Source organism: Mesorhizobium carmichaelinearum, from assembly GCF_900199455.1.
Taxonomy (GTDB): Bacteria; Pseudomonadota; Alphaproteobacteria; order Rhizobiales; family Rhizobiaceae; genus Mesorhizobium; species Mesorhizobium carmichaelinearum.
Genome location: NZ_FZQR01000009.1, coordinates 1 through 22,163, shown reverse-complemented (window position 1 = coordinate 22,163; position 22,163 = coordinate 1). Strand labels below are relative to the sequence as shown.

The following is a 22,163-nucleotide window of genomic DNA, read 5'->3' as shown; positions in this document are numbered from 1 at the left end:
AGCGAAGGCTATCCCTGCCTTACTTGGAGAGCATGGATCATGGTCGAGATCGTCAAACCAGCGCTTGAACATCTGCCGTCCTACAAGGCGGCGCTCGAGCGTGGCTGGTCGCCCGACAATGTTCGGCTCATGGAGGCGACGCGCGAGCAGCTTGCGGCCATAGAGGACGATCCGGTGGCGTTCCTGGCCAGTCTCGATGACCCAGAAGCCAAGGGTGGCCCGATCAGCTTGCCGGACGGTACGCAAGTGCAACGCCTGCCGGGATTCCGCCGCTGGATCTGGGACGGCGAGGCATCGGGCTCGATCGGCTTCCGCTGGCAGAGGGGCACGGCGGAACTGCCGTCGCATGTGCTTGGCCATATCGGCTATGCGGTGGTGCCGTGGAAGCGGCGTCGCGGCTACGCGACCGAGGCCTTGCGGCTGATGCTGGACGAGGCGAGGGCCGTTGGCCTTCCCTATGTCGAGGTTACCGCCAAGCCGGGCAATCCGGCCTCGCACAAGGTGATCCTGGCCAATGGCGGCAAGCTCGTCGAGCGCTTCTTCGAGGATGCCGCCTATGGCGGGGTGGAGAGCTTGCGGTTCCGCATCGATTTGTAGGCTGGAGGTTGAGCAGCCTGCCCTCATTTCGAGCGTCGGCGCTGCCCCTCATCTGCCTGCCGGCGTTCGTCACTCGAAAAGCCAAGCAATTGGCTTTTCGTCCGCTTCGCGGACCGCTCCTCAACTCCCCGTAAACGGGGCGAAGGGGCTGGTCGCAGCCTTGGCGCTCATTCTGCAACGCTGGTGATTGGCAAAACCATCGATGAGAGCGTCCTTCGCCCCGTTTACGGGGAGAGATGGCGGCAGCCAGATGAGGGGTGGCGCGGACTTCGACAATAGGGGACATCTTACCCATGCTCGTCGGCACACAGCGCATGGTCGGACAGCGCGCGGATGACGTAGCAGTCGCCGACCGTCTTACCGTCGCAGCAGGAGGCGATGCGCTCCAGCTCGGTTTCCAGCCGCTTCAGTTGGGCGATCTTTTCGCGCACCGAGATCAGTTGCTCCTCGGCGATCTTGTCGGCGTGGCCGCAGGGCTGCTCGGGGTGGCCGCTCAATTCGATCAGCGCGCGGATATCCTCGACGGCGAAGCCGAGATCGCGGGCGTGGCGGATGAAGGCCAGCCGCTCCAGCTCCTGCCTGGAGTAACGGCGCTGGTTGCCTTCCGAGCGTTCGGGCGCGGCGACCAGGCCCATCTGCTCGTAATAGCGAATAGTCGGCACCTTGACTCCGGTGCGGCGGGAAAGATCACCGATGGAAAACATGCATTTTGCCTCTTGAAGCTCTAGTGACTAGAGCAATTACAGTGCCTGACATCAGGGTTCAAGACCCAAGCGGCAGCACGCCGCCCGGGTGGAAGAGCAGATAGGTGATGGGATGACGGCTCCTCTCAAGCAGACGCGGTTCAAGATCGGCGGCATGGATTGCGCTTCCTGCGCGGCCAAGATCGACACGGCGGTGCGCCGCCTCGATGGCGTCGCCGACGTCTCGGTTTCAGTGACCGGCGCCAGCATGACAGTCAGCCATGGCGGGCCGCTCAATGACGACAAGGTGCTGCGGCAGGTTGCGCGGCTGGGCTATGGCATCGTCAAGGCCGAAGCCAGGGCCGAGGGGCCAGCAGCCAAGGCGCAGGACCATGCCGATCATGATCATGAAGGCCATGACCATGGCCAGCAAATCACCGAAGAGGCCGCAGGGTCATCCCATCTCCACAGCCACGCCGAGCCGGGGCAGGCGTGGTGGCGCAGCCGCCGCGCGGTGCTGACGCTGGCTTGTGCGGCAGCGCTTCTTGCCGCCTATGGCATCGGCCATCTGTTCCCGTCGGCCGAGCGCTGGGTTTTCCTGGCCGCGTTGCTGGTCGGTCTCGTGCCGATCGCGCGGCGTGCGCTGATGGCGGCGCTGGCTGGCACGCCGTTCTCGATCGAGATGCTGATGACCATCGCCGCTGTTGGCGCCGTGATGATCGGCGCCACGGAAGAAGCGGCCGCCGTCGTGGTGCTGTTCCTGATCGGTGAGCTTCTGGAAGGGGTCGCCGCCGGCCGCGCGCGGGCCAGCATCCAGGGCCTTGCCGATCTGGTGCCGAAGACGGCGCTGGCCGAGCGGGGCGGCGGCATCGTTGAAGTTCCCGCCGAACAGCTTGCTGTCGGCGACGTCATTGTGGTGCGGCCGGGCGATCGCATCCCGGCCGATGGCGAGATTGTGGAAGGGTCGAGCGATATCGACGAGGCGCCGGTGACCGGCGAGAGCACGCCGAAGCGCAAGGGTGTCGCGGAACCCGTCTTCGCCGGCACGATCAACAGCGATGGCGTGCTGAAAGTGCGGGTGACGGCGGCCGCGTCCGACAACACCATCGCCCGCGTGGTGCGGCTGGTGGAGGAGGCGCAGGAGGCCAAGGCGCCGACCGAGCGCTTCATCGACCGTTTCTCACGATACTATACGCCCGGCGTGCTGGCGGTCGGCGCGCTGGTGGCCGTGCTGCCGCCGCTCGTCGCCGGCGGCGACTGGAACGAATGGATCTACAAGGGCCTGGCGATCCTGTTGATCGGTTGCCCCTGCGCGCTGGTCATCTCGACGCCGGCGGCGATCGCTGCCGGCCTGGCGACCGGTGCGCGGCGTGGCCTGCTGATGAAGGGCGGTGCGGTGCTGGAGGGCTTTCGCCGGATCACCGCAGTGGCCTTCGACAAGACCGGCACGCTGACCGCGGGCAAGCCTGTTGTGACCGACATCGTCGCCTATGGCCGCGATGAACGGTCAGTGCTGGCGCTGGCGGCGGCGCTCGAGCAAGGCTCCAGCCATCCGCTGGCGCTGGCGATCCTGGACAGGGCCAAGGCCGACAAGGCGCCGGTGCCGCCGGCGCTCTCGGCAAAGGCGATCTCCGGCAAGGGTGTCGAGGGCAGCGTCGGCGGCGTGGCCGTCTTCCTGGGCTCCGGCCCGGCGGCGGGCGAACGCGCAGACATGACGCAAGCGCAGCGCCTTGCCGTCGACAGCCTCAACGGCCAGGGCAAGACCGTTTCGGTGCTGGTCGCCGCTGGCGTGGTGGCCGGGCTGATCGCCATGCGCGACGAGCCACGGCCGGATGCGGCGGCCGGCATCGCGGCGCTGAAAGGCGAGGGCATCCGCACGGTGATGCTGACCGGCGACAACCGCCGCACCGCGGAAGCTATTGCCGCTTCGCTCGGCATCGAGGCGCGGGCGGAATTGCTGCCGCAGGACAAGCAGCGGATGATCGGCGAATTGCAGCGCGAAGGGTTGACGGTCGCCAAGGTCGGTGACGGCATCAACGACGCGCCGGCGCTCGCCGCCGCCGACATCGGCATCGCCATGGGCGGTGGCACCGATGTGGCGCTGGAGACGGCCGATGCGGCGATCCTGCATGGCCGCGTCACGGACGTTGTCCGGATGCTGCGGCTGTCGCGGGCGGTGATGGCCAATATCGGCCAGAACATCACCGTGGCGCTTGGGCTGAAGGCGGTGTTCCTGGTCACCACCATCTTGGGCATCACCGGCCTGTGGCCGGCGATCCTGGCCGACACCGGCGCCACAGTGCTGGTCACAGCCAACGCCATGCGCCTCCTGCGCTGGCGCGGGTGAGGTTACTCGGCTGGAGCCGTGAGCGGCGGCGTGGCGTTGCTGCGCCCTTCCCAGACCTGGGAGACGACTGCGACCATCACGGCGACCAGCATCGCCAAAGCGCCGACCACCGGCAAGCTGCGATAGCCGTAGCCGGCATTGAGCATGGCGGCGCCCAGCGACGCGGCGAGCGCGATGCCGACATTGAAGCCGGACGGGATCAGCGAGGAGGCGAGATTGGACGCGTCGGCCGTCCAGGCCAGGATGCGGGTCTGGATCGGCGTGCCGATGGCGAAGTTGAGACCGCCCCAGATGACGATCGCGACAACCATCGGCACGGGGTATGGACTGACGGCATAGATGACCGCCAGCGTCACCGCTTGCAAGCCGAGCATCGTGATCAGCGACGGCATCAGCTTCCAGTCCGACAGCTTGCCGCCGAGGAAGACGCCAAGCGTGGCGCCGACGCCGTTGAGCAGCAGCACCCAGGGCACCAGGTTCTCGTCGAGCCCGGTGACCTCCAGCAAGGTAGGGGTGATGTAGGTGAACAGGCAGAACTGGCCGAGCATCAGCATCAGCATCAGGATCAGCGAGGTCCAGACCTGCTGGCGCGCCAGGACGCGGACCTCACGCGCCAGGCCGGCAGGCTTGGCCTGATATCCGGTGGTGCGCGGTAGAAGGGCCGTCATCGCCGCCGTTGCAGCGACGCCGAGCGCGCACATCACCCAGAAGGTCGCGCGCCAGCCCCAGATATTGCCGATCGCGGTGCCCGCCGGCACGCCGATGACGTTGGAGACGGTGAGGCCGGACAGGATGACCGCCACTGCCATGCCGCGTTTGTCCTCGGGAACAAGGCCAACGGCGACCACCATGGCGACGCCGAAATAGGCGCCATGCGCGACGGCCACGGCGATGCGCAAAAGCAGCATCGAAGTAAAGTCGGGCGCCAGCGCGCAGGCTGCCTGGCCGATGGTGAAGGCGACGGCAAGGCCGAGCAGCAAGGTCTTGCGCGGCAGCGTCTTAGTTGCGAGCGCCAGCAGCGGACCGCCAATGGCGATGCCGCAGGCATAGCCTGAGACGAGATAGCCGGCGGAGGGAACCGAGACGCCGAGCCCCTCCGCCACTTGCGGCAGCACGCCGGCGATGACGAATTCGGTGGTGCCGAAAGCGAAAGCGGCGATGAACAGGGCAATGAGCGGAAGCGACATGGGGAAGCCTTTGGCTGGAACGGCCTCAAACCATGGATGGGTGGCGCAGGCAATCCAGAAATTTTTGTCGCGACTTTAGGTTTTCTTGAGTGGTGCGAGGAAGAGCGATCTCCCCCCTTGTGGGGGAGATGGCCGGCAGGCCAGAGGGGGGGCGCTGTCCCGCCGGCCTGTCAAATTTGCTGCCTGAGGCTGGCGACGGAAACAAAATTAGGAAAGGGCGTTATCAACGTTAGCGCTCTGCGGCGCCCCCCTCTGTCCTGCCGGACATCTCCCCCACAAGGGGGGAGATTGGCAGCTTCAACGCCTCAGCTCGCCTTCAACCTCGACCCCGTGAGCAGGCCGCGCTCTTCCAGCACCGGATAGGCCATAGACGCCAGCAGCGAGTTGATCTGCTTCAGGTCGCGGATGGTGTCGAGGTGGATCGAGCTGGTTTCGACGCTTTTGGCGGTGCCTTCGCGCAGCCGCAGGAAATGGCTGGCGCTGGTTTCTTTCTCGCGGTCGCGCAGCTGGTCCTTCTCCAGCACCAGCTGACGCGCGGTTTCGGGGTCGCGCGAGACCAGCACGTTGAAGGCAAGTCTTGCATTGGCGAGCACCGAGGCGTGGAAGGCGGACAATTCGCTCCAGCCCTCGTCGGTGAATTCCAGCCCGCGGTCGAACTTCTTCTTCACATGTACCAGCATGTTGCGCACGATGATGTCGCCGACCTGCTCGAGCTTGACGCAGGCGCCGATCAACTCCTGGCAGCGCAGCGCTTCGTCCTCGGTCAGCGGGTTCTTGGTGACCTTGGCGAGGTAGAGTTTTATCGCCGCGTGCTTGCGGTCGACGCGGTCGTCGAGGGCTGCAAGTGCCTTGATCTTGTCGGCGTCGGCGCTCTCATAGAGCTCGATGATGCGCTTCAGCATGATCTCGACCGTCTCGCACACTCGCACCACTTCGCGCGTGGCGTTGGCCAATGCCTGGCTCGGCACATCCAGAGCGCTTTCGTTGAGCGCCGACAATTCGATGACGTCGAGCGAGGCCGCCGGCGCCGGCTTGGTGCCGAGCGCCACGATCTTTTCCGAGGCACGGTAGACAAAACCGGCCAGCGGCAGGCCGGCAAGCAAGATGATGACATTGAACAGGATATGGGCGTTGACGATCTGGTCGGCGGCCGTCGCGCCGAGGAAGCCGACATGCGGGCGGACGATCATGAACAGGATCAGTATGACCAGCGAGCCAAGCCCGCGCATCAGCAGATTGCCGATCGGCACGACGCGCACGGCCGGCCCGGCCGAGCGGGTCAGCATCGGCGCGATGATCGAGGAGCCGAGATTGACGCCGAGGATGAGGACGACGCCGAGTTCCGGGCTGATCAGGCCGCGGCCGGCCAGCGTCGCCATCAAAAGCACCGCCGCGATGCTCGACTGGAACAGCCAGGTGATCAGCGCCGCCAAGAGATAGGCGGTGATGGAATCGCTGGAGAAGTAATTGATGATGACCGGCATCAGTTGGCTGTTGCGCAGCGGCTCGGAGGCCTGGCCGATCATTTCCAGCGACAGGATCAAAAGGCCTATGCCGACCAGGATGCGGCCGGTCTGGCGCCAGTCGCGCCGCTCGGTGGCCATGAACATCACCGTGCCGGTGATCAGGCAGAGCGGCACCAGGAGCGTGAGATCGAAGGTCAAAAGCTTGACCACGAGCGCCGAGCCGATCTCGGCGCCGCGCACGGCCAATTGGCCGGCCGCACCGGAGACGATGCCGGAACCGGCGAAGGAGCCGACCAAAAGCGTGACCGCAGTCGAGCTTTGCAGGGCGATGGCGAGGCCGGTGCCGGCCAGCACCGCCATGATCGGATTGCGCATGGTGGCGCGCAGCCTGTGGCGCAACACGTCGCCATAAGCGCGTTCGACGCCGGTCTTCACCATGCGGGTGGCAAACAGCATCAGCGCGACCGCGCCGGCGAGATGCAGAAGGACGACGGAACCGCTCATCGAAGCGCCTGCATGCGAATGGCGCGCACGATGCGGACATCGCGGCGATCAGGAGAGAAAGCGAGGGTACGAATCATGGTCATGGCAGCCGTGGATAATAGCCGGAATATTTTAGCCGGATAATAAAATTTTGTCGATTTCAAGGGGTCGTCGCGGCGCGACAGGCCGTGTCGGGAAATGGATGGGTGCGCAAATCGTTGCATCGCCGACCCAGGGTGATGCAGCGGACCGCAGCGTTTGCTGAGCATCTCGTTGTCAACTTTGCGGTGATGTTCAAATCTCCGGAATAAGTAGAAGATTTCATTACACAATTGTAATGCTGGCATTCAGTTTCAGTTCATCCGCTGGCCGCTATTCCTCGGGCATCGACAACCAAGGAGACTTCTCATGAAACGCATTGTTCTTTCTGCTCTCGCTGTCGCGATGCTGGCCGCCACGTCGCTCACCGGCCAGGCCGCGCCGATGAATGCTCCGGTCGCGCCGCAGTCGAATTATACCAAAGTCGACTGGCAGAAGCCCGGCCACCACAACGATGTGAGGAAGCGCGTCTTCAAGAAGAAAGTCGTCGTGAAGCGCAACCACTGGCGCAACGGCCAGAAATATTCGGGCTGGAGGCAACACCAGCCGATCCGCGACTATGGCCGCTACGGCCTGCATCGCCCCGGCCGCGGCCAGGAATGGATCCGCGTCGGCAACGACTATGTGCTGGTCGGCATCCTGTCGGGCGTCATCTTCGGCGCGCTCGCCGCGCAGTAAGGTTCGATTGCTGGATTGAGAAGGAAGGGCGGCCCGCCACGGCCGCCCTTCTTTTTGCCCTGTGGAAACCGGGTATGGCCCGTATTGGGGGTCGTCGGATTTCGCTGGCATGATTATATGGTGGGGAAACGAGTTCCCTCAATGCGCTTTCCGCCCGCCTTTCTCGACGAGATCCGCGACCGCGTGCCGATTTCACAGGTCATCGGCCAGCGCGTCGCGTGGGATCGCAAGAAGACCAATACGTCGCGAGGCGACTATTGGGCCTGTTGCCCGTTTCATGGCGAGAAAAGCCCGTCTTTCCACTGCGAGGACAAGAAGGGGCGTTACCATTGTTTCGGCTGCTCGGTCTCGGGCGACCATTTCAAATTCCTCACCGAACTTGAAGGATTGAGTTTTCCCGAGGCGGTCGAGAAGATCGCCGACATGGCCGGCGTGCCGATGCCGGTGCGCGACGAACGGGAAGAGCGGCGCGAGCAGGAACGCGCCAGCCTGACCGACGTCATGGAGATGGCGACCGCCTTCTTCCAGGAACGGCTGCAGGGACCCGAGGGAGCCAAAGCCCGCGCGTATCTCAGGGATCGCGGGCTGACGCCGGCGACGCAGCAGTCATTCCGGCTCGGCTTCGCGCCCGACAGCCGCAATGCGCTGAAAGAGCATCTCGCGGCAAAGGGCGTGCCGAAAGCCGATATCGAGGCCTGCGGCCTGGTGCGCCACGGCGACGACATTCCGGTCTCCTATGACTGGTTCCGCGACCGCATCATGTTCCCGATTCCGGATTCGCGCGGCAAGATCATCGCTTTCGGCGGTCGGGCGCTGGCGCCCGATGCGCTGGCCAAATACATGAATTCGCCCGACACCGAGCTCTTCCACAAGGGCAATGTGCTCTACAATTTCGCCCGTGCGCGCAAGGCGCTCGCGAAAGGCGGCACGGTCATCGCCGTCGAAGGCTACATGGACGTGATCGCGCTGGCGCAGGCCGGCTTCGAGAATGTCGTGGCGCCGCTCGGCACCGCGCTTACCGAAAACCAGCTGGAATTGCTTTGGCGTATGGCGCCCGAACCGATGCTGTGCTTCGACGGCGACAAGGCCGGGCTGAAGGCGGCGTGGCGTGCCGCGGATCTGGCATTACCCTCGGTGCAGGCCGGGCGCTCGGCGCGCTTCGCGCTGCTGCCGGAAGGCAAGGATCCCGACGACCTGGTCAAGGCCGAGGGGCCGGACGCTTTCCGTGCCGTGCTTGCCGATGCGCGGCCGCTGGTCGACCTGTTGTGGATGCGCGAGACGGCGGGTGGTGTCTTCGACACGCCGGAGCGGCGGGCGGAACTGGGAAAGACGCTGCGGGAGTTGACCAGCCGCATCCGCGACGAAAGCACGCGCTATCACTACCAGCAGGAGATGCGTGAGCGGGAAAAGAGCTTCTTCGGCTCGCAGCGCGAGGCGCGGCAAGGGCGCCAGGACTGGAAACCGGGGCAGCAGGGCAAGGCAGCCGCACCCGGCGGACAATTCGCCAAGCCTGGTGGCGGCCGCATGGCGATCACGGAAAGCCTCGGCCAGTCCGCCCTGGTCAAGCGCGGCAGCGAGGGCATGTCGGTGCGCGAGGCGACGATCATCGTGGCGCTGGTCAACCATCCGCCGCTGATCGACGAGAATTTCGCCCATGTCGAATTTCTCGACCTTGCCAATTCCGATCTGCAGCGGCTGCATGCCGCCATCCTCGACGCGATGGCGCATGACACGGCCAATGACCGCCACGCCGTGGTGGCGACGATCGAGCGCGCCGGCTGCGCCGAGATCTGGGAGCGCGCCGTCGGCCTGATCCGGCGGGCGCGGCAATGGCCGGCGCTGGAGACGGCGGCACTCGACGACGCCCGCGACGCTCTGAACCAGGCGCTGCACTTGCAGCGCAGCGCGCGCACCTTACATAAGGAGCTGAAACAGGCGGAAGCGGCGCTCGAAGCAGATCCCTCGGACGAAAACTTCCGCCATCTGATCGAAATTCAGGCGCAATTTCAGGATGTACAGGCGACGGAAGCGCTGATCGAAGGATTCGGCGTTTCGTCGGGCAGGGCCGGGCGAGCCTAGGTGCAGCTGAGTACAGGAATGAGAGCGTGGCCGGGCTTCCCTAGGGGGCAAGGCGCGCTAAGTCGGGTAATTGATTCGCTTTTTTCATGCGAATCATGCCAGAGGCGCTTGACCTTCTGACAGAATGGCGGAATCAGGACGATTCGAAACGTTAACCCGCACCCGCGCCGACGGGAAATGAGCGATGTGAGGTACTGGTGACTGGACAGGCGGAGAGCCTGCCACAGATATCAGGGTTAATCTGGACTTAATGCATGTCGCCCAAAAGGGGAAACCAGCTTTGGGGCAACGACGTGTACCAAACAAGGTAGATGCGGCTACTGGCCCGGTGAAAGCGCGTTTTTAAGCGAGCACATCCGGTTTTGACTGGTCCGACAGTTTATGCGGCTTCGATGGCAGCCGCTTGGAGAAGATAAAAAAAATGGCGACTAAGGAAAAGGAAGAGGTCGAGACCGAACGCGAAGGCGCCACCGATGGCCCTCTGCTCGACCTTTCCGATGATGCTGTCAAGAAGATGATCAAGGCCGCCAAGAAGCGCGGCTATGTCACGATGGACGAGCTGAATTCGGTGCTGCCTTCCGAGGAAGTGACCTCCGAGCAGATCGAGGACACGATGGCGATGCTGTCCGACATGGGCATCAACGTCGTCGAGGACGACGAGCAGGGTGAAGAGGCCGAGGCCGGCGACACCGCGGCCGACGCCGAGGAAGACGCCAACGAGCTGGCCGAACAGACCGGCACGGCGGTTGCCGCCACCACCACCAAGAAAGAGCCGACCGACCGTACCGACGATCCGGTGCGCATGTATCTGCGCGAGATGGGCTCGGTCGAGCTTCTGTCGCGCGAAGGCGAAATCGCCATTGCCAAGCGCATCGAGGCCGGCCGCGAGACGATGATCGCGGGCCTGTGCGAAAGCCCGCTGACCTTCCAGGCTATCATCATCTGGCGCGACGAGCTCAACGAATCCAAGATCCTGCTGCGCGAGATCATCGATCTTGAAGCCACCTATGCCGGCCCCGAAGCCAAGCAGGCGCCGGTGGTCGAACGCATCGAGGAAGCGCCCAAGCCCGAGGAAAAGTCGCGCCGCGGACGCGACGAGGAAGACGACATCACCAATGTCGGCGCCGATACGCGCGGCATCGGGGATGACGACGAGGAAGACGAGGACGAGGCGAGCCTGTCGCTGGCGGCGATGGAAGCCGAACTGCGCCCCCAGGTGATGGAGACGCTCGACGTCATCGCCGACACCTACAAGAAGCTGCGCAAGCTGCAGGACCAGCAGGTCGAGAACCGTCTGGCCGCCGCTGGCACGCTGTCGCCCAGCCAGGACCGCCGGCTTAAGGAGCTGAAGGACCAGCTGATCAAGGCGGTGAAGTCGCTGTCGCTCAACACGGCGCGCATCGAGGCGCTGGTCGAGCAGCTTTACGACATCAACAAGCGCCTGGTGCAGAACGAAGGCAAGCTGTTGCGGCTGGCCGAAAGCTATGGCGTGCGCCGCGAGGAGTTCCTGAAGGAATATCAGGGTTCCGAGCTCGACCCCAACTGGACGCGTGCGATCGGCAATCTGACCTCGCGCGGCTGGAAGGAATTCACCAAGAACGAGAAGGATGCGATCAAGGACCTGCGTGCCGAGATCCAGCATCTGGCCACCGAAACGGCGATCTCGATCCTGGAATTCCGCAAGATCGTCAACCAGGTGCAGAAGGGCGAGCGCGAAGCCGCGATCGCCAAGAAGGAAATGGTCGAGGCCAATCTGCGCCTCGTCATCTCCATCGCCAAGAAGTACACCAACCGTGGCCTGCAGTTCCTCGACCTGATCCAGGAAGGCAATATCGGCCTGATGAAGGCGGTCGACAAATTCGAATACCGCCGCGGCTACAAGTTCTCGACCTACGCGACATGGTGGATCCGGCAGGCGATCACGCGTTCGATCGCCGACCAGGCGCGCACCATCCGCATCCCGGTGCACATGATCGAGACGATCAACAAGATCGTGCGCACCTCGCGCCAGATGCTGCACGAGATCGGCCGCGAGCCGACGCCGGAAGAACTGGCCGAAAAGCTCGCCATGCCGCTCGAAAAAGTGCGCAAGGTGCTGAAAATCGCCAAGGAGCCGATCTCGCTCGAAACGCCGGTCGGCGACGAGGAGGATTCGCATCTGGGTGATTTCATCGAGGACAAGATGGCGATCCTGCCGATCGACGCGGCAATCCAGGCCAATCTGCGCGAGACCACCACGCGGGTTCTGGCTTCGCTGACGCCGCGCGAGGAGCGTGTGCTGCGCATGCGCTTCGGCATCGGCATGAACACCGACCACACGCTGGAAGAAGTCGGCCAGCAGTTCTCGGTCACCCGCGAGCGCATCCGCCAGATCGAAGCCAAGGCGCTGCGCAAGCTCAAGCACCCGAGCCGGTCGCGCAAGCTGCGCAGCTTCCTCGACAGCTGAGCTTATCTGCCGCGAAGAATTGAGGGCGCCGACTGGCGCCCTTTTCGTTTCAAGCCTCGGCGGAAGCGGTTTCGCACTTTCCGGGAATTTGCCCTACAACGGCACATTCAGCCGCGTTCCCTTGACGATGATGCCGCCGCGATCGCCGATCGCTATCGAGCCATAGCGCTGCCTGAAACACTCGGGCAAAGGGCGGTCGCCGGGAACCGACAACCACAGCCGCAGCATGTGGCGCCGCTTGTCGGGATCCGGCCAATCGCGAAAACCCATACGGTCGTGCAGCAGCGAGTGATTGTAGACGAACTGCATGTCGCCCGGCCGAAGCCGCATCGACAGTTTCAGCCGGAGATCATTAGCTAGGTTATCGAAGAGATCCAGCGCTTCGACATGGGCGGCGCTGGGCCGCATGGCATCGGGGAAGCGCTGGGCGCTGTCGATGTACTGGCGCTGATAGATGCCGGTCAGCAGTCCCGCATGCCAGTTGAGGACCGGGATTTCGAAATAGGGTTTTTCGCCTTCCGGGATCTCGCCGCGCCGGTCGGTGGCGATCGGATCAAACAGCAGGCGGACCAGGTCGGGTCGGCTTTTGCGCATCTCGTTGTAGATCGTCACCGTGCTGACCAGCAGGGACTCGCCGCCTTGCATGGCATCCCTCAGGCAGAGCAGGCCGACGACATCAGCGGAATCGGTGTGAAACGTCTGGCGCTCCGCCGTCTGGTAGATGCGTGTCGTGGCGTTTCTGGCATCGGCGCCGATGTCGCGGACATGGCCTAGAATATGGCCTTGGGCATTCTGCGACCGTGCGCTTCCCAGATGCGCGCCGATACCGCAGAAGATCGTTGCCGCCATTTCAGCAGAATACTTTTCAACCGGCAGGCCGCGCAGCACCTCGAAGCCTATGCCTGTAATCAGTTTTTGGCGAAGCGTGGCAAGATGGCCGGCAAGCCGGGGCAAGGGGAAATCGACCTTGGTCAGGCTGCCGATCTCGCGTGAGCCGGCGAGGAAGCCGGTTGCCGCCGATTCCAGTTCCGTGACGTCTTTCGCGTCGAGTTCTACCAGCCATTGTTCAGAATGCCTGGCAATGTCCTCGCCGATCCATGCCGCTGGAATGTCGATCCGGTCCGGCGGCAGGTCTGTTGTCTCGTTCATGAAGTTCTCCTGCGAGCCGGATCGGCCCCGGACTGACGGCGACGACGGAGATTGCCGCAATCAGACGGGTTTTTAAACCGGCTTTCCCTTGGTCCGCGCCGACGCGCGGTGGTCCTTGCGGGACGTTCGCTGCGGGAGGATAATTTCGCGTCGGATGCATTTTCTGGGCGACAACCCGGATGCCCGCCCCGGCGAAGCCGCCGTGCTCCGTGGCTCCGGAAGGAGGCGTACCATGACGACCTACATCATGCTGATGAACTGGACCGAGCAGGGCGCGAAGAACGTGCGCGATTCGCCCAAGCGCCTCGACGCCGCCAGGAAGCAGCTGGGCGAGATGGGAGGATCGTTCAAGGCGTTCTACCTGACCATGGGCGAGTTCGACATGGTGGCGGTGGTCGAAGCGCCCGATGATGCGGTGCTGGCGCGTTTCGCGCTGATGCTGGCCGCGAACGGAAATCTCAAATCACGGACGCTGAAGGCTTTCCCGGAATTCGCCTACCGCGAGATCATCTCCTCGCTTGGATGAAGCAAGCGGCAGGGCTCTTGAAGGCAACGGCTAGGTGCCGGCCTGACGGCGCTTTGCCGCAGGACAGGACGCGTCGCCATGATAGACTGCGGCCAGAGGAGATCGCGATGAAGAACGTCTCGATACTGGCTGCCAGCCTTGCCTTGATATCGGCGATGCCGTTCGCCGCCGGCGCTGTCGCGCAGAAACCGGTCGGCATGGCCAATCCAGCATCGGTGCATTGCGGCGAGATCGGCGGGCGCCTGGTGATCAGGAAGGACAAAGCCGGCAATGAATACGGGTTTTGCCGGTTGCCCAAAGGGCGCCTGTGCGAGGAGTGGGCGCTGTTTCGCGACAACAAATGCGTCGGGCCAAAGGCTGCCATGCGCGGTAAGTGATGCGCATGCTGTATAGAGTGAGATAATGTCCGAAACACATTCGCATCTTTGGCCCGGCGTGCCGCTCGCCCTCGGCTCCGCCGCTCTGTTCGGCGCGACGCCGCCACTTTCCAAGCTGCTGCTCGATGCCGTGAACCCCTTCATGCTGGCCGGCCTGCTCTATCTCGGCGCCGGCGTCGGCCTTGCTCTCTACCGCCTGCTTCGCGGCAAGCAGGCGGCTGCCGGCGAGGCGCAACTGGCCGCCAGGGATATTCCCTGGCTGGCGCTGGCAATCGGCATGGGTGGCATCGTCGCGCCGGTGCTTTTGATGTTCGGCCTCAGCCTCAACACGGCATCCAGTTCAGCGCTGCTGCTCAACCTGGAAGGGCTGGCGACGATGGCGATCGCCTGGCTCGTCTACCGCGAGAATGTCGACCGGCGCCTGCTTTTCGGCGCCTTCGCCATCCTGGCCGGCGCGGTCCTGTTGTCATGGGATGGCGGCGGTGTTGCCTTCAACCCGGGCGCCTTGCTGGTGGCGGGGGCTTGCCTGGCCTGGGGACTGGACAACAATTTCACGCGCCGGATATCCGCCACCGACCCCGTGGTGATCGCCATGCTGAAAGGGCTGGTGGCAGGTGCGGCCAATATCGGGTTGGCGCTTGCCGCCGGGGCGTCATTTCCGGCGGTATCCATTGTCGCGGCCACGGCCGCCGTCGGCTTCCTTGGCATCGGCGTCAGCTTGGTGATGTTCATCCTGGCGCTGCGCCATCTCGGCACCGCGCGGACAGGCGCCTACTATTCGCTGGCTCCGTTCATCGGTGCGTTGCTGGCCATTGCCATGCTGGGCGATACCGTCACCCTCAAGCTGGCGATCGCTGGGCTGCTGATGGGCGTCGGCCTGTGGCTGCATCTGTCGGAGCGCCACGACCACGAGCATGACCATGAGGCGCTGGAACACGAGCACAGCCATGTGCATGACGAACACCATCAGCACCATCATGATGGGCCGGTGAGCGAGCCGCATTCGCACTGGCACCGGCATGCGCCGATGCGCCACCGGCATCCGCACTATCCCGACCTGCATCATCGTCACGGCCACGGCTGAGCATGCCAAGATCATGCTCAAGCAAACACCCAGGCCTGAACTGACCGTTTGGTACAACACGCGTTGCCCGGTCTGCGATGCGGGCATCAGCTGGCAGAAGCGGCGGCTGATCGAAGCGGTCAAGGCCGGGCGGATCGAGTTTCGCGACATCAATCTGGAGCCGGCGGCACTTGGCCGTTTTGGCGCCTCGCTGGAAGACATCCGCCGCCGGCTGCATGCCACCGATGAGGATGGCCGGCTGCTGGTCGGCGCCGATGTCGCCATCGCCATATGGCAGGCGACGCCCGGCGAGGGCTGGCTGGCCACGCTCTTCGGCAATCCGGTTGCCTTGCCGCTGACGCGCCTTGCCTATGACCGGTTCGCCGATCTGCTCTCCGCCTGGAACCGGCGCAAGGGGCGCTGGTAACATTCGATGAGGCGCAAAGGTCCGGAAGATGTCTCCGGACCCTTGTCTGCCGGCTCTATCGGCCAGCCGGCTCGCACAGCGCGCCGACGATGCGGCGCACCATGGGCAGCACCAGCAGCAGCGTCGGAAACGCCACCAGCCAGGACAGGCCCCAGGCGGTCATCCAGATGGACGGCAGGCTGGGGTGGAAGCCGAGGCTTTTCAGCGTCGAGATGAATGAGACGATGAAGGTCATCAGCAGCGACAACACCAAGGGGCTGAGGATCGCGGCATAGCGCGCAGGCAGCTTCCTGCGCTGAGGTCTTGCAGTCATTTTGGGAGTTCCCTGAAGTGTCCGGTCGTTCGCATGTGGCATCCGTTCGCCGGTTTCGGCGTAACTGCCCGGAAGGACCGGGGTTGGATGCGTTGCTTGACGTCAGACGCTTACGGAGCGGTCTTCGACCCTCGAGCGCCTTCTAGCCGCGCGTTTCGGCGAAAGCAAGCCGACACCTCTCATCTTAGGGCACCTATGATGCCAGATTTTGGCGTTTTCCAATAGAGAATTCTACGAAGGCAGCAATATAGAATAAAGCTCTGTCTCTATTGCCTAAGGCTATGGTGATGATGATGATCCTCCCTCAGAAAGAAACCGTGAGGAAGCGGGATGGCAACGAAAAGAGCGTCCAGTGGGAACGACAAAATTGACAGCATAAGAGCTCTGCAGGCTTGGCTGGGAGGCGAGACTTCTGAGGTAGCCCACGTGATCGCCTTGCGGATCGCGCTTAGAGTTCTGCCTACGGTCGGCCATATCCTCGACGAGTCCTATCCCGTCACGTTTGATCGAGGGAAACTTATTATCCTCCAATCATTTCGCGCATGTTTTGTTTCATGGGTAGTCGGCAAGTATCCCGCCCGGAGAATGACGACTGCTGCTTTTGCAGCTGCCGCCGCTGCTGGTTCTGACGGTCCAGCGGATATTGCTTCCAGTGCTATCAATGCAAGCGCGGCTGCTGCCGGTGCCGCTGCGGATATGCAAAGCGATGATTTGGGCGCAGCCCGTGCCGCTGCATTGAATGCTGCACGCGCGGCTGCCCAAGCGGCTCACAGCACGCCATCACCTGCAGGTTATGACGAAGTACTCTCCTCGTCTGAGATTGTCGCGACTCCTGATCGCGACATGTGGACTTCAATCGACGCAGATAGAGAATGGCTGGAAAGCAATCGAGGCCGACGCCTAGTCGACCAACCGTTGTGGTTGGTGGATGTGCGAGGAGCGGGGCATTACCAAGCCAATATGCCGATTTGGGCACGCAAGCCTTTCGATGACATTGATAAAAGCGATTTGGTTGTGCGGGGTCCTTGGCTTGTTTGGCTGCAGTGGTATCGGGCGATCCTTCCGAATTCGTTGAACAGCTCTCCTCAAAGTTTGTTTGGCGAAAAACTCGACTTTGAAATCGCAACACAGCCTGATTCCTTTTGGCAAGGCGACGCCGATGAGGTGGTTGGCGAGATCGCCAGAATGGTTGGCCCACGCATTCCCAACATCGCGGGCAGTGCTGTCGAGAATGTCCGTCAAAAGCTGGAGTCAGCTGGCGAAATCTTCGCCGATGGCGCCCGTCAACTCGCCGAAGAGGCGAAGCAGACCAAAGCCAGTGAAACGCAGCGGACCAAACAAGCTGTTGCTGGCACCCGGCCTATCGTCCGGCGCCCGGGAACTAGAAAGAAACAGAGCATCTCATCGAAGTCGATGCCACGCGAGAATGTGCGCACCTTGTCCGACGAACCGACGGCCCGCGATAGGCTAGGGCGACGACCATTCGCTCAGGCAGTTGTAGAGCGGATGGATGATGTGCGGGCACAGGGCGCGCCGGATGGGTTCGCCGTTCATCTGCACGCGCCTTGGGGCGCGGGAAAGACTTCCATACTGATGATGATGGAAGAATTGATGTCCGCCGTAGCGCGGCCAGTAAACAGACGTTGGGTGGTCGTTTCCTTCAACGCCTGGAAAAACGAGCGGCGCAGGCCGCCCTGGTGGCCGCTAATACACCAGACCTTCAAATGCTGCCGTCAAAGTTTATGGCAGGACCGCAGCTACTGGCTTTGGTTGTCCGTGACGACGCGCTGGTTGTTCTGGCGTATTATAGCGGATTGGTTTCCGTTAGTTGTTGCCGCACTGGTAATGTTCTTGCTTGTCTATTTCTGGTGGTTTTCAGGCAATCCTCAGACTGAGGCCATGACTGGCGGGTGGCTTGGTTATCTGAAACAATTGGCACATGGCAACATGCCATGGGATGCAAACCCTCCAGTCCTTCATGAAAGCGCATTGGACAGACTACAGGACGTTGTGGCTGGCATTTTAGGTAGGGTGGTCGCCTTGATCACTGCGCTAGCAGCGGCTTTTGCTACGTTCTTCGCTGTTGGCCGGGCCATCCTTTTTGGCTCGCAGGATACCGCGAAATTCTATTCGGACCTTTCCGCCGATCCGCTCAAGCGCATCACAGATTTGTTCCGGTCCATTGTCCGCCATACAGGCAGGCCCGTTGCGATATTCATCGATGACCTTGATCGATGCAACTCCGACTGTGTGGTCGAATTGCTTGAAGGTATCCAGACGTTGTTTCGCGGCCGCGATGTTGCGTATGTCGTCGCCGCTGATCGGACTTGGATTAAGGCAGCTTTCGAAAAGCGTTATGATGCGTTCGGTGCGGATGTGGGTGATGCCGGGCAGCCGCTCGGCTATCTGTTTCTTGAGAAGATATTCCAGATTTCAACACCGATTCCGGGGATGAACGCGCCGATTCTAGAAACGTACTGGCAAGAGCTCATCGAAGGTGAATCTGGGCTGCAGGGCGAAACTGTCTCGGCAGTTCAGAATGAGACGACCCGTTCTGATCCAGCTTCTGCCGACAATGTTGCTCAGCGGGAATTCGACAAGCGCGTCGCGACCGCGCGCGTGGAGCTTAGAACTGAGTCTGGCGGCAACGTAACGAGCGCGAAGGTCGAGAATTTCCTTGGAAAAAGAGGTAATTCAGCGGAAGTACGTGCGGCAGCTGCACTAGAGATCAACGTCTCGCGCGCTGGCGACACGGAAGCGAAGCACCTTCTTGGTCCTTTTATGAATATTGTTGGCGAAGTTCCGCGTGTGATGAAGCGCATGATCAACGCCTTCGCGATGCGCCGTGCCGTAGGAATTCTTGAGGGCAGCAATGTTCCGCAAGAAGCGTTGGCTCGGTGGACTATCCTCGAACAACGTTGGCCCGCACTCGCCGATCTGCTGATCGAAAGCCCAGATCGGCTAGACGATCTTGCTGTAAAACTTTCGTCCGCCAAACTAAGTAGGCTGGAGCCAGTTTGGAAACCCTTCGCCAACTTGGTACCTTTGCAGATGGTGATCGGGCGAGGACCCACAGCCCTGACTGCCGCGCTAGTGAGCGTGATTACTCACGGCTCGGCAGGGTTCTCACGCCCCAACAATACTGCGTCGAGCGCCAGGAAGTCGTCGCTCAGATCAGGATCACGCGCGGCCTGATTGGGATTTTGGGAAAGTCGACACGAGATACATCGTAAGATATATCTTGACGCCACGAGAGCGTGCGCCTAATTAAGATATATCGTAAGATAGAACTTAAGGAGCAATCAATGCACAAGGACAATCATTTCGGACGCGGCCATTTCGGCGAGCGCATATTCATGCACATGGCCGGCAAGTTCGGCAGAGGGGGTGGCGGCTTTGGCCCGTTCGGACATGGCGGTCGCGGTGGCGGTCGTGGTGGCCCGGGCGACATGTTTCGCGCCGGCCGCATGCTCGCCGACGGCGACCTCAAGCTGATCACGCTGTCGCTGCTGGCCGAGGCGCCGCGCCACGGCTACGACATCATCAAGGCGCTGGAAGAGCGCACCAGTGGCATCTACAGCCCGAGCCCGGGCGTGGTCTACCCGACGCTGACCTTCCTGGAAGAGGCCGGCTATGCTGCCTCTGCGGCGGACGGCAACAAGAAGGTGTTTTCGATCACCGAGGCCGGGCAGTCGCATCTTGCCGACAACCGCGAGATGATCGACGGCGTGCTCGAACACCTCGAGCGTTTCGGCCGCAAGATGGCCAAGGCGCGCGACTGGTTCGGCTGGAACGACGATGGCGAAGACCGGCGCGGTGGCCGTGGTGGCCGTGGCGAGCGCTCGGAAACGCGCGACGAATTCCGTGCCATCCGCCACCGCCTGCGCGCGGCGCTGGGCGAGATCGTCGATGCCCCGGCTGAAAAGCAGGCCGAGGCGATCGCCATCCTCGAAGCCGCGGCGGAAGCGCTGGAAGCGCTGACGCACCGCTGAGGCGGGCGGTACTTCGTGGTATGCAAAAAAAGCCTGGGGAGACCCGGGCTTTTTTGTTGGCGGTGATGCGGATGGGATCATTCCTTGCCGACATACTCGCTGATCAGCTTTTCGTTGCGGGCCTTTTCGATCTTGGCGGTCATCTCGGCCGACAGGCGTTCGTCGGTGCGGTACTTGACCAGGTTCACCAGGCTGCCGGTCAAGAGCAGGATGCCCATGGCCCAGTAGCCCTTGGTCGCCAGGTCGACCGGTGCCAGCCACAGCGACAGGCCGAGCATGAAATAGGCGGCACCGACCGAGACGGTGTTGAACATGATGTAGGTCTGATTGGCGTTCATTGGAGTTCTCCGTTGGTTCGACGATGTTGGATTGGATGGAAGTCAGGTTCGAAAGCAGGTTTCAGTTGATGGCCTTCAGGCGCTCGAGCACGTCCTTGGCGCGCACCTTCACCGCCGGACCGTGACCGGCGTCGGCGAGACGGTCGCGGATCGCTTCGTGACGCAGTTCGCCGTCGATCTCGTCGAGAATGCCGGCCTCTTCGAACGGGTCGCTGGCTCCCTTGATGCGGGCCAAAAGCTCCTCGGCGTCGTTGAGATTTCCCGAATTGCCGATCGACCTGACCAGACGTGACTGCGCCTTGCGCTCGGCATCGATGGCCCGGGCCGAGATCATGCCCTGGTTGAGGTCGATGATGCGGCGATGCGCCCGCTCCACCGAAACGCGCATCCGCAACGTCTTTTCGCCAAGGCTCTGCACTGTGGCGCGGCGGACTTCGCGTTCATTCTCCAGTTCGGCGATGGCCGCCGCGCCGCTTTCGGCGAGCCCGTTGTTGCCGGCGGCGAGCGCACTGAGCGTGCGGCTTTCGAGATCGGCATGGCGGCGTTCGATCTGGTCGAGACCGGCCTGCTCGGCGCGCTGACGAACGATCAGCGAAGCAAGCGTCTGTTTGGCGGCGGCAAGGCCCGCCTCGGCGTCGCGGATGCGCTGCGCCAGAAGGTCGATGGCGAAGCGATCCTTGAGGCCGTCCTCGGCCCGTGCGCTGGCGCCGTCGAGCAATGTTCTGATCAGGCTGAGCATGGTTCTTCTCCCTTCGAATTGTTTCGGTGAACAATGTTCACGAAGCCAACATAACAGGAAATGAACATTGTTCAAGAGGTTTTTGAACGCTGTTCACGAAATCCCGGATATGGTAAACGAAGGGACGATCACGGTTCGAACACTTGCAGCCTGGGCCGAGGGCACGGGCATCTATAAGGACAAGCATGGCACTGGACAGGGAGGAAATAGGCGAGCGGGTGCTGGCGATTGCCGAGGTGCTGCTCAACGAGGGCGGCATGGACAATCTGAAGGCGAGGACCATCGCCGAGCAGGCGGGCATCTCGGTCGGCTCGGTCTACAATCTGTTTTCCGATCTCGACGGGGTGCACCGTGCGGTCAACATGCGGCTGCTCGACCGGCTGGGCGCGGCAGGGGCGGCGGCTATGGCGGATCTTGGCCAGCGCGGCATCACCGACGTGCGCCAGCGCCTGCTGGCGCTGGCCGGCGCGTATGTCCGTTTTGTCGAGGCGCATCCCGGCAGCTGGCCGGCGCTGCTCGCCTTCAACAGGCGCCGTCCGACGCTGACCGAGCCGGATGCCTATGAAGCGCGGCTCGACCAGCTGTTCGAGATCATTGCCCGGGTGCTTGCCGGCGGCGACTTCGACATCGACGACGACACACGCCGGATCGCCGCGCGCACGCTGTGGTCGAGCGTGCATGGCATCGTCACCAGCGGCTATGCGGCCAGGTCCGTGCGCCGGCAGGCGGACGAGATCGACCAGCAGATCGAGCTCCTGGTCGCCGTCTTCATCAGGGGGCTGGAACGCGACGGCACATTCGCGCATGCTGGGACGAAAACGTCGTGAATCGCGAACAGGCCGCGGTTTGCAGGACGAACAAGGAGATTTGAGCGATGTCTTTTCTGAAACGTCTTTTCGGTGGTGGCAGCAGTGGTGAAGCGGCCGAGCCCAAGAGTGCGGCACCCGCCAAGCAGGTCGAGCACAAGGGTTTCCTGATCAGCGCCACGCCCTACAAGGCCGACGGCCAGTACCAGACCTGCGGCATCGTCTCCAAGGAGATAGACGGCGTGGTGAAGGAACACAAATTCATCCGCGCCGACCGCTTCGCCGGCCTCGACGACGCCGTCGACATTTCGATCAAGAAGGGCATCCAGCTGGTCGATGAACAGGGCGATCGGATTTTTGGGTAGGGC

Annotated in this window: 21 protein-coding genes; 13 read left to right on the top strand and 8 right to left on the bottom strand. The window is 62.8% G+C overall.

The features are described from left to right. Window positions 1–39 precede the first annotated feature (39 nt). Window positions 40–597 (top strand): GNAT family N-acetyltransferase, encoded by a 558-nt coding sequence (locus CKW40_RS20765; protein WP_095201744.1) that lies wholly within the window; start codon window positions 40–42, stop codon window positions 595–597. Window positions 598–884: 287 nt separating this feature from the next. Here CKW40_RS20765 and CKW40_RS20760 read toward each other — a convergent pair whose 3' ends face one another. Beyond that, entirely contained in the window at window positions 885–1,301 is a 417-nt protein-coding gene (locus CKW40_RS20760) for a MerR family transcriptional regulator (RefSeq protein WP_095201743.1), read from the bottom strand. 112 nt (window positions 1,302–1,413) lie between these two features. Between CKW40_RS20760 and CKW40_RS20755 the strand changes: the two genes are divergently transcribed. Then, window positions 1,414–3,627, top strand: a complete 2,214-nt coding sequence (locus CKW40_RS20755) for a heavy metal translocating P-type ATPase (protein ID WP_095201742.1) — start codon at window positions 1,414–1,416, stop codon at window positions 3,625–3,627. Between the two features lie 2 nt (window positions 3,628–3,629). On the opposite strand, the gene CKW40_RS20750 is transcribed toward CKW40_RS20755, so the two are convergent. The 3 genes from CKW40_RS20750 to CKW40_RS43045 all read right to left on the bottom strand — a co-directional run bounded on the left by CKW40_RS20750 (window position 3,630) and on the right by CKW40_RS43045 (window position 7,110). Then, window positions 3,630–4,814, bottom strand: coding sequence for an MFS transporter (locus tag CKW40_RS20750; RefSeq protein WP_095201741.1), 1,185 nt, complete (start codon window positions 4,812–4,814; stop codon window positions 3,630–3,632). 305 nt (window positions 4,815–5,119) lie between these two features. Continuing rightward, window positions 5,120–6,784, bottom strand: coding sequence for a Na/Pi cotransporter family protein (locus CKW40_RS20745; RefSeq protein WP_095201740.1), 1,665 nt, complete (start codon window positions 6,782–6,784; stop codon window positions 5,120–5,122). Then, a complete protein-coding gene (locus tag CKW40_RS43045; RefSeq protein WP_143748348.1) occupies window positions 6,781–7,110 on the bottom strand; it encodes a hypothetical protein in 330 nt (109 codons plus the stop codon). Before CKW40_RS43045 ends, CKW40_RS20745 begins: the two co-directional genes overlap by 4 nt. 61 nt (window positions 7,111–7,171) lie before the next feature. Here CKW40_RS43045 and CKW40_RS20740 point away from each other — a divergent pair, with 61 nt between their 5' ends. The 3 genes from CKW40_RS20740 to rpoD all read left to right on the top strand — a co-directional run bounded on the left by CKW40_RS20740 (window position 7,172) and on the right by rpoD (window position 12,065). Continuing rightward, complete coding sequence (locus tag CKW40_RS20740; RefSeq protein WP_095201739.1) at window positions 7,172–7,540, top strand: RcnB family protein; 369 nt, start codon at window positions 7,172–7,174, stop codon at window positions 7,538–7,540. Window positions 7,541–7,681: 141 nt separating this feature from the next. Further along, entirely contained in the window at window positions 7,682–9,619 is a 1,938-nt protein-coding gene (dnaG, locus tag CKW40_RS20735; RefSeq protein WP_095201738.1) for a DNA primase, read from the top strand. A 421-nt stretch (window positions 9,620–10,040) separates the two neighbouring features. Further along, the gene (rpoD, locus tag CKW40_RS20730; protein WP_095201737.1) at window positions 10,041–12,065 is read left to right on the top strand and encodes an RNA polymerase sigma factor RpoD; all 2,025 of its coding nucleotides are present in this window, start codon (window positions 10,041–10,043) and stop codon (window positions 12,063–12,065) included. Window positions 12,066–12,158: 93 nt separating this feature from the next. On the opposite strand, the gene CKW40_RS20725 is transcribed toward rpoD, so the two are convergent. Then, window positions 12,159–13,214, bottom strand: coding sequence for a TauD/TfdA family dioxygenase (locus CKW40_RS20725; protein ID WP_095201736.1), 1,056 nt, complete (start codon window positions 13,212–13,214; stop codon window positions 12,159–12,161). A 232-nt stretch (window positions 13,215–13,446) separates the two neighbouring features. Between CKW40_RS20725 and CKW40_RS20720 the strand changes: the two genes are divergently transcribed. The 4 genes from CKW40_RS20720 (at window position 13,447) to CKW40_RS20705 (ending at window position 15,607) form a co-directional block, all read left to right on the top strand. Then, window positions 13,447–13,740: a GYD domain-containing protein gene (locus tag CKW40_RS20720; protein WP_095202008.1), complete on the top strand. Its 294-nt coding sequence runs from the start codon at window positions 13,447–13,449 to the stop codon at window positions 13,738–13,740. A gap of 107 nt (window positions 13,741–13,847) precedes the next feature. Then, window positions 13,848–14,117 (top strand): putative hemolysin, encoded by a 270-nt coding sequence (locus tag CKW40_RS20715; protein WP_095201735.1) that lies wholly within the window; start codon window positions 13,848–13,850, stop codon window positions 14,115–14,117. Between the two features lie 25 nt (window positions 14,118–14,142). After that, window positions 14,143–15,201: a DMT family transporter gene (locus CKW40_RS20710; RefSeq protein WP_095201734.1), complete on the top strand. Its 1,059-nt coding sequence runs from the start codon at window positions 14,143–14,145 to the stop codon at window positions 15,199–15,201. 13 nt (window positions 15,202–15,214) lie between these two features. Further along, the gene (locus tag CKW40_RS20705; RefSeq protein WP_095202007.1) at window positions 15,215–15,607 is read left to right on the top strand and encodes a thiol-disulfide oxidoreductase DCC family protein; all 393 of its coding nucleotides are present in this window, start codon (window positions 15,215–15,217) and stop codon (window positions 15,605–15,607) included. A gap of 55 nt (window positions 15,608–15,662) precedes the next feature. Here the strand turns inward: CKW40_RS20705 and CKW40_RS20700 are convergent, their stop codons facing one another. Beyond that, on the bottom strand, window positions 15,663–15,920 hold the full coding sequence (locus CKW40_RS20700; protein WP_095201733.1) for a DUF2798 domain-containing protein: 258 nt from the start codon (window positions 15,918–15,920) through the stop codon (window positions 15,663–15,665). 330 nt (window positions 15,921–16,250) lie between these two features. On the opposite strand from CKW40_RS20700, the gene CKW40_RS20695 reads away from it, so the two are divergent. Then, the gene (locus CKW40_RS20695) at window positions 16,251–19,115 is read left to right on the top strand and encodes a KAP family P-loop NTPase fold protein (RefSeq protein ID WP_095201732.1); all 2,865 of its coding nucleotides are present in this window, start codon (window positions 16,251–16,253) and stop codon (window positions 19,113–19,115) included. Between the two features lie 110 nt (window positions 19,116–19,225). Next, entirely contained in the window at window positions 19,226–19,912 is a 687-nt protein-coding gene (locus CKW40_RS20690) for a PadR family transcriptional regulator (RefSeq protein WP_095201731.1), read from the top strand. Window positions 19,913–19,989: 77 nt separating this feature from the next. Here CKW40_RS20690 and CKW40_RS20685 read toward each other — a convergent pair whose 3' ends face one another. Then, entirely contained in the window at window positions 19,990–20,250 is a 261-nt protein-coding gene (locus CKW40_RS20685; RefSeq protein WP_095201730.1) for a YiaA/YiaB family inner membrane protein, read from the bottom strand. A gap of 61 nt (window positions 20,251–20,311) precedes the next feature. Next, window positions 20,312–20,989, bottom strand: a complete 678-nt coding sequence (locus CKW40_RS20680; RefSeq protein ID WP_095201729.1) for a PspA/IM30 family protein — start codon at window positions 20,987–20,989, stop codon at window positions 20,312–20,314. A gap of 185 nt (window positions 20,990–21,174) precedes the next feature. Here CKW40_RS20680 and CKW40_RS20675 point away from each other — a divergent pair, with 185 nt between their 5' ends. Together CKW40_RS20675 and CKW40_RS20670 are read left to right on the top strand one after the other, a co-directional pair. Further along, a complete protein-coding gene (locus tag CKW40_RS20675) occupies window positions 21,175–21,816 on the top strand; it encodes a TetR/AcrR family transcriptional regulator (protein WP_095201728.1) in 642 nt (213 codons plus the stop codon). A 47-nt stretch (window positions 21,817–21,863) separates the two neighbouring features. Then, window positions 21,864–22,160: an HlyU family transcriptional regulator gene (locus CKW40_RS20670; protein ID WP_095201727.1), complete on the top strand. Its 297-nt coding sequence runs from the start codon at window positions 21,864–21,866 to the stop codon at window positions 22,158–22,160. Window positions 22,161–22,163 lie beyond the last annotated feature (3 nt).

Coding starts and splice junctions, on each gene's coding strand:
- CKW40_RS20765 (WP_095201744.1), top strand. CDS start 40: ATGGTCGAGATCGTCAAACCAGCGCTTGAACATCTGCCGTCCTACAAG.
- CKW40_RS20760 (WP_095201743.1), bottom strand. CDS start 1,301: ATGTTTTCCATCGGTGATCTTTCCCGCCGCACCGGAGTCAAGGTGCCG.
- CKW40_RS20755 (WP_095201742.1), top strand. CDS start 1,414: ATGACGGCTCCTCTCAAGCAGACGCGGTTCAAGATCGGCGGCATGGAT.
- CKW40_RS20750 (WP_095201741.1), bottom strand. CDS start 4,814: ATGTCGCTTCCGCTCATTGCCCTGTTCATCGCCGCTTTCGCTTTCGGC.
- CKW40_RS20745 (WP_095201740.1), bottom strand. CDS start 6,784: ATGAGCGGTTCCGTCGTCCTTCTGCATCTCGCCGGCGCGGTCGCGCTG.
- CKW40_RS43045 (WP_143748348.1), bottom strand. CDS start 7,110: ATGCCAGCATTACAATTGTGTAATGAAATCTTCTACTTATTCCGGAGA.
- CKW40_RS20740 (WP_095201739.1), top strand. CDS start 7,172: ATGAAACGCATTGTTCTTTCTGCTCTCGCTGTCGCGATGCTGGCCGCC.
- dnaG (WP_095201738.1), top strand. CDS start 7,682: ATGCGCTTTCCGCCCGCCTTTCTCGACGAGATCCGCGACCGCGTGCCG.
- rpoD (WP_095201737.1), top strand. CDS start 10,041: ATGGCGACTAAGGAAAAGGAAGAGGTCGAGACCGAACGCGAAGGCGCC.
- CKW40_RS20725 (WP_095201736.1), bottom strand. CDS start 13,214: ATGAACGAGACAACAGACCTGCCGCCGGACCGGATCGACATTCCAGCG.
- CKW40_RS20720 (WP_095202008.1), top strand. CDS start 13,447: ATGACGACCTACATCATGCTGATGAACTGGACCGAGCAGGGCGCGAAG.
- CKW40_RS20715 (WP_095201735.1), top strand. CDS start 13,848: ATGAAGAACGTCTCGATACTGGCTGCCAGCCTTGCCTTGATATCGGCG.
- CKW40_RS20710 (WP_095201734.1), top strand. CDS start 14,143: ATGTCCGAAACACATTCGCATCTTTGGCCCGGCGTGCCGCTCGCCCTC.
- CKW40_RS20705 (WP_095202007.1), top strand. CDS start 15,215: ATGCTCAAGCAAACACCCAGGCCTGAACTGACCGTTTGGTACAACACG.
- CKW40_RS20700 (WP_095201733.1), bottom strand. CDS start 15,920: ATGACTGCAAGACCTCAGCGCAGGAAGCTGCCTGCGCGCTATGCCGCG.
- CKW40_RS20695 (WP_095201732.1), top strand. CDS start 16,251: ATGGCAACGAAAAGAGCGTCCAGTGGGAACGACAAAATTGACAGCATA.
- CKW40_RS20690 (WP_095201731.1), top strand. CDS start 19,226: ATGCACAAGGACAATCATTTCGGACGCGGCCATTTCGGCGAGCGCATA.
- CKW40_RS20685 (WP_095201730.1), bottom strand. CDS start 20,250: ATGAACGCCAATCAGACCTACATCATGTTCAACACCGTCTCGGTCGGT.
- CKW40_RS20680 (WP_095201729.1), bottom strand. CDS start 20,989: ATGCTCAGCCTGATCAGAACATTGCTCGACGGCGCCAGCGCACGGGCC.
- CKW40_RS20675 (WP_095201728.1), top strand. CDS start 21,175: ATGGCACTGGACAGGGAGGAAATAGGCGAGCGGGTGCTGGCGATTGCC.
- CKW40_RS20670 (WP_095201727.1), top strand. CDS start 21,864: ATGTCTTTTCTGAAACGTCTTTTCGGTGGTGGCAGCAGTGGTGAAGCG.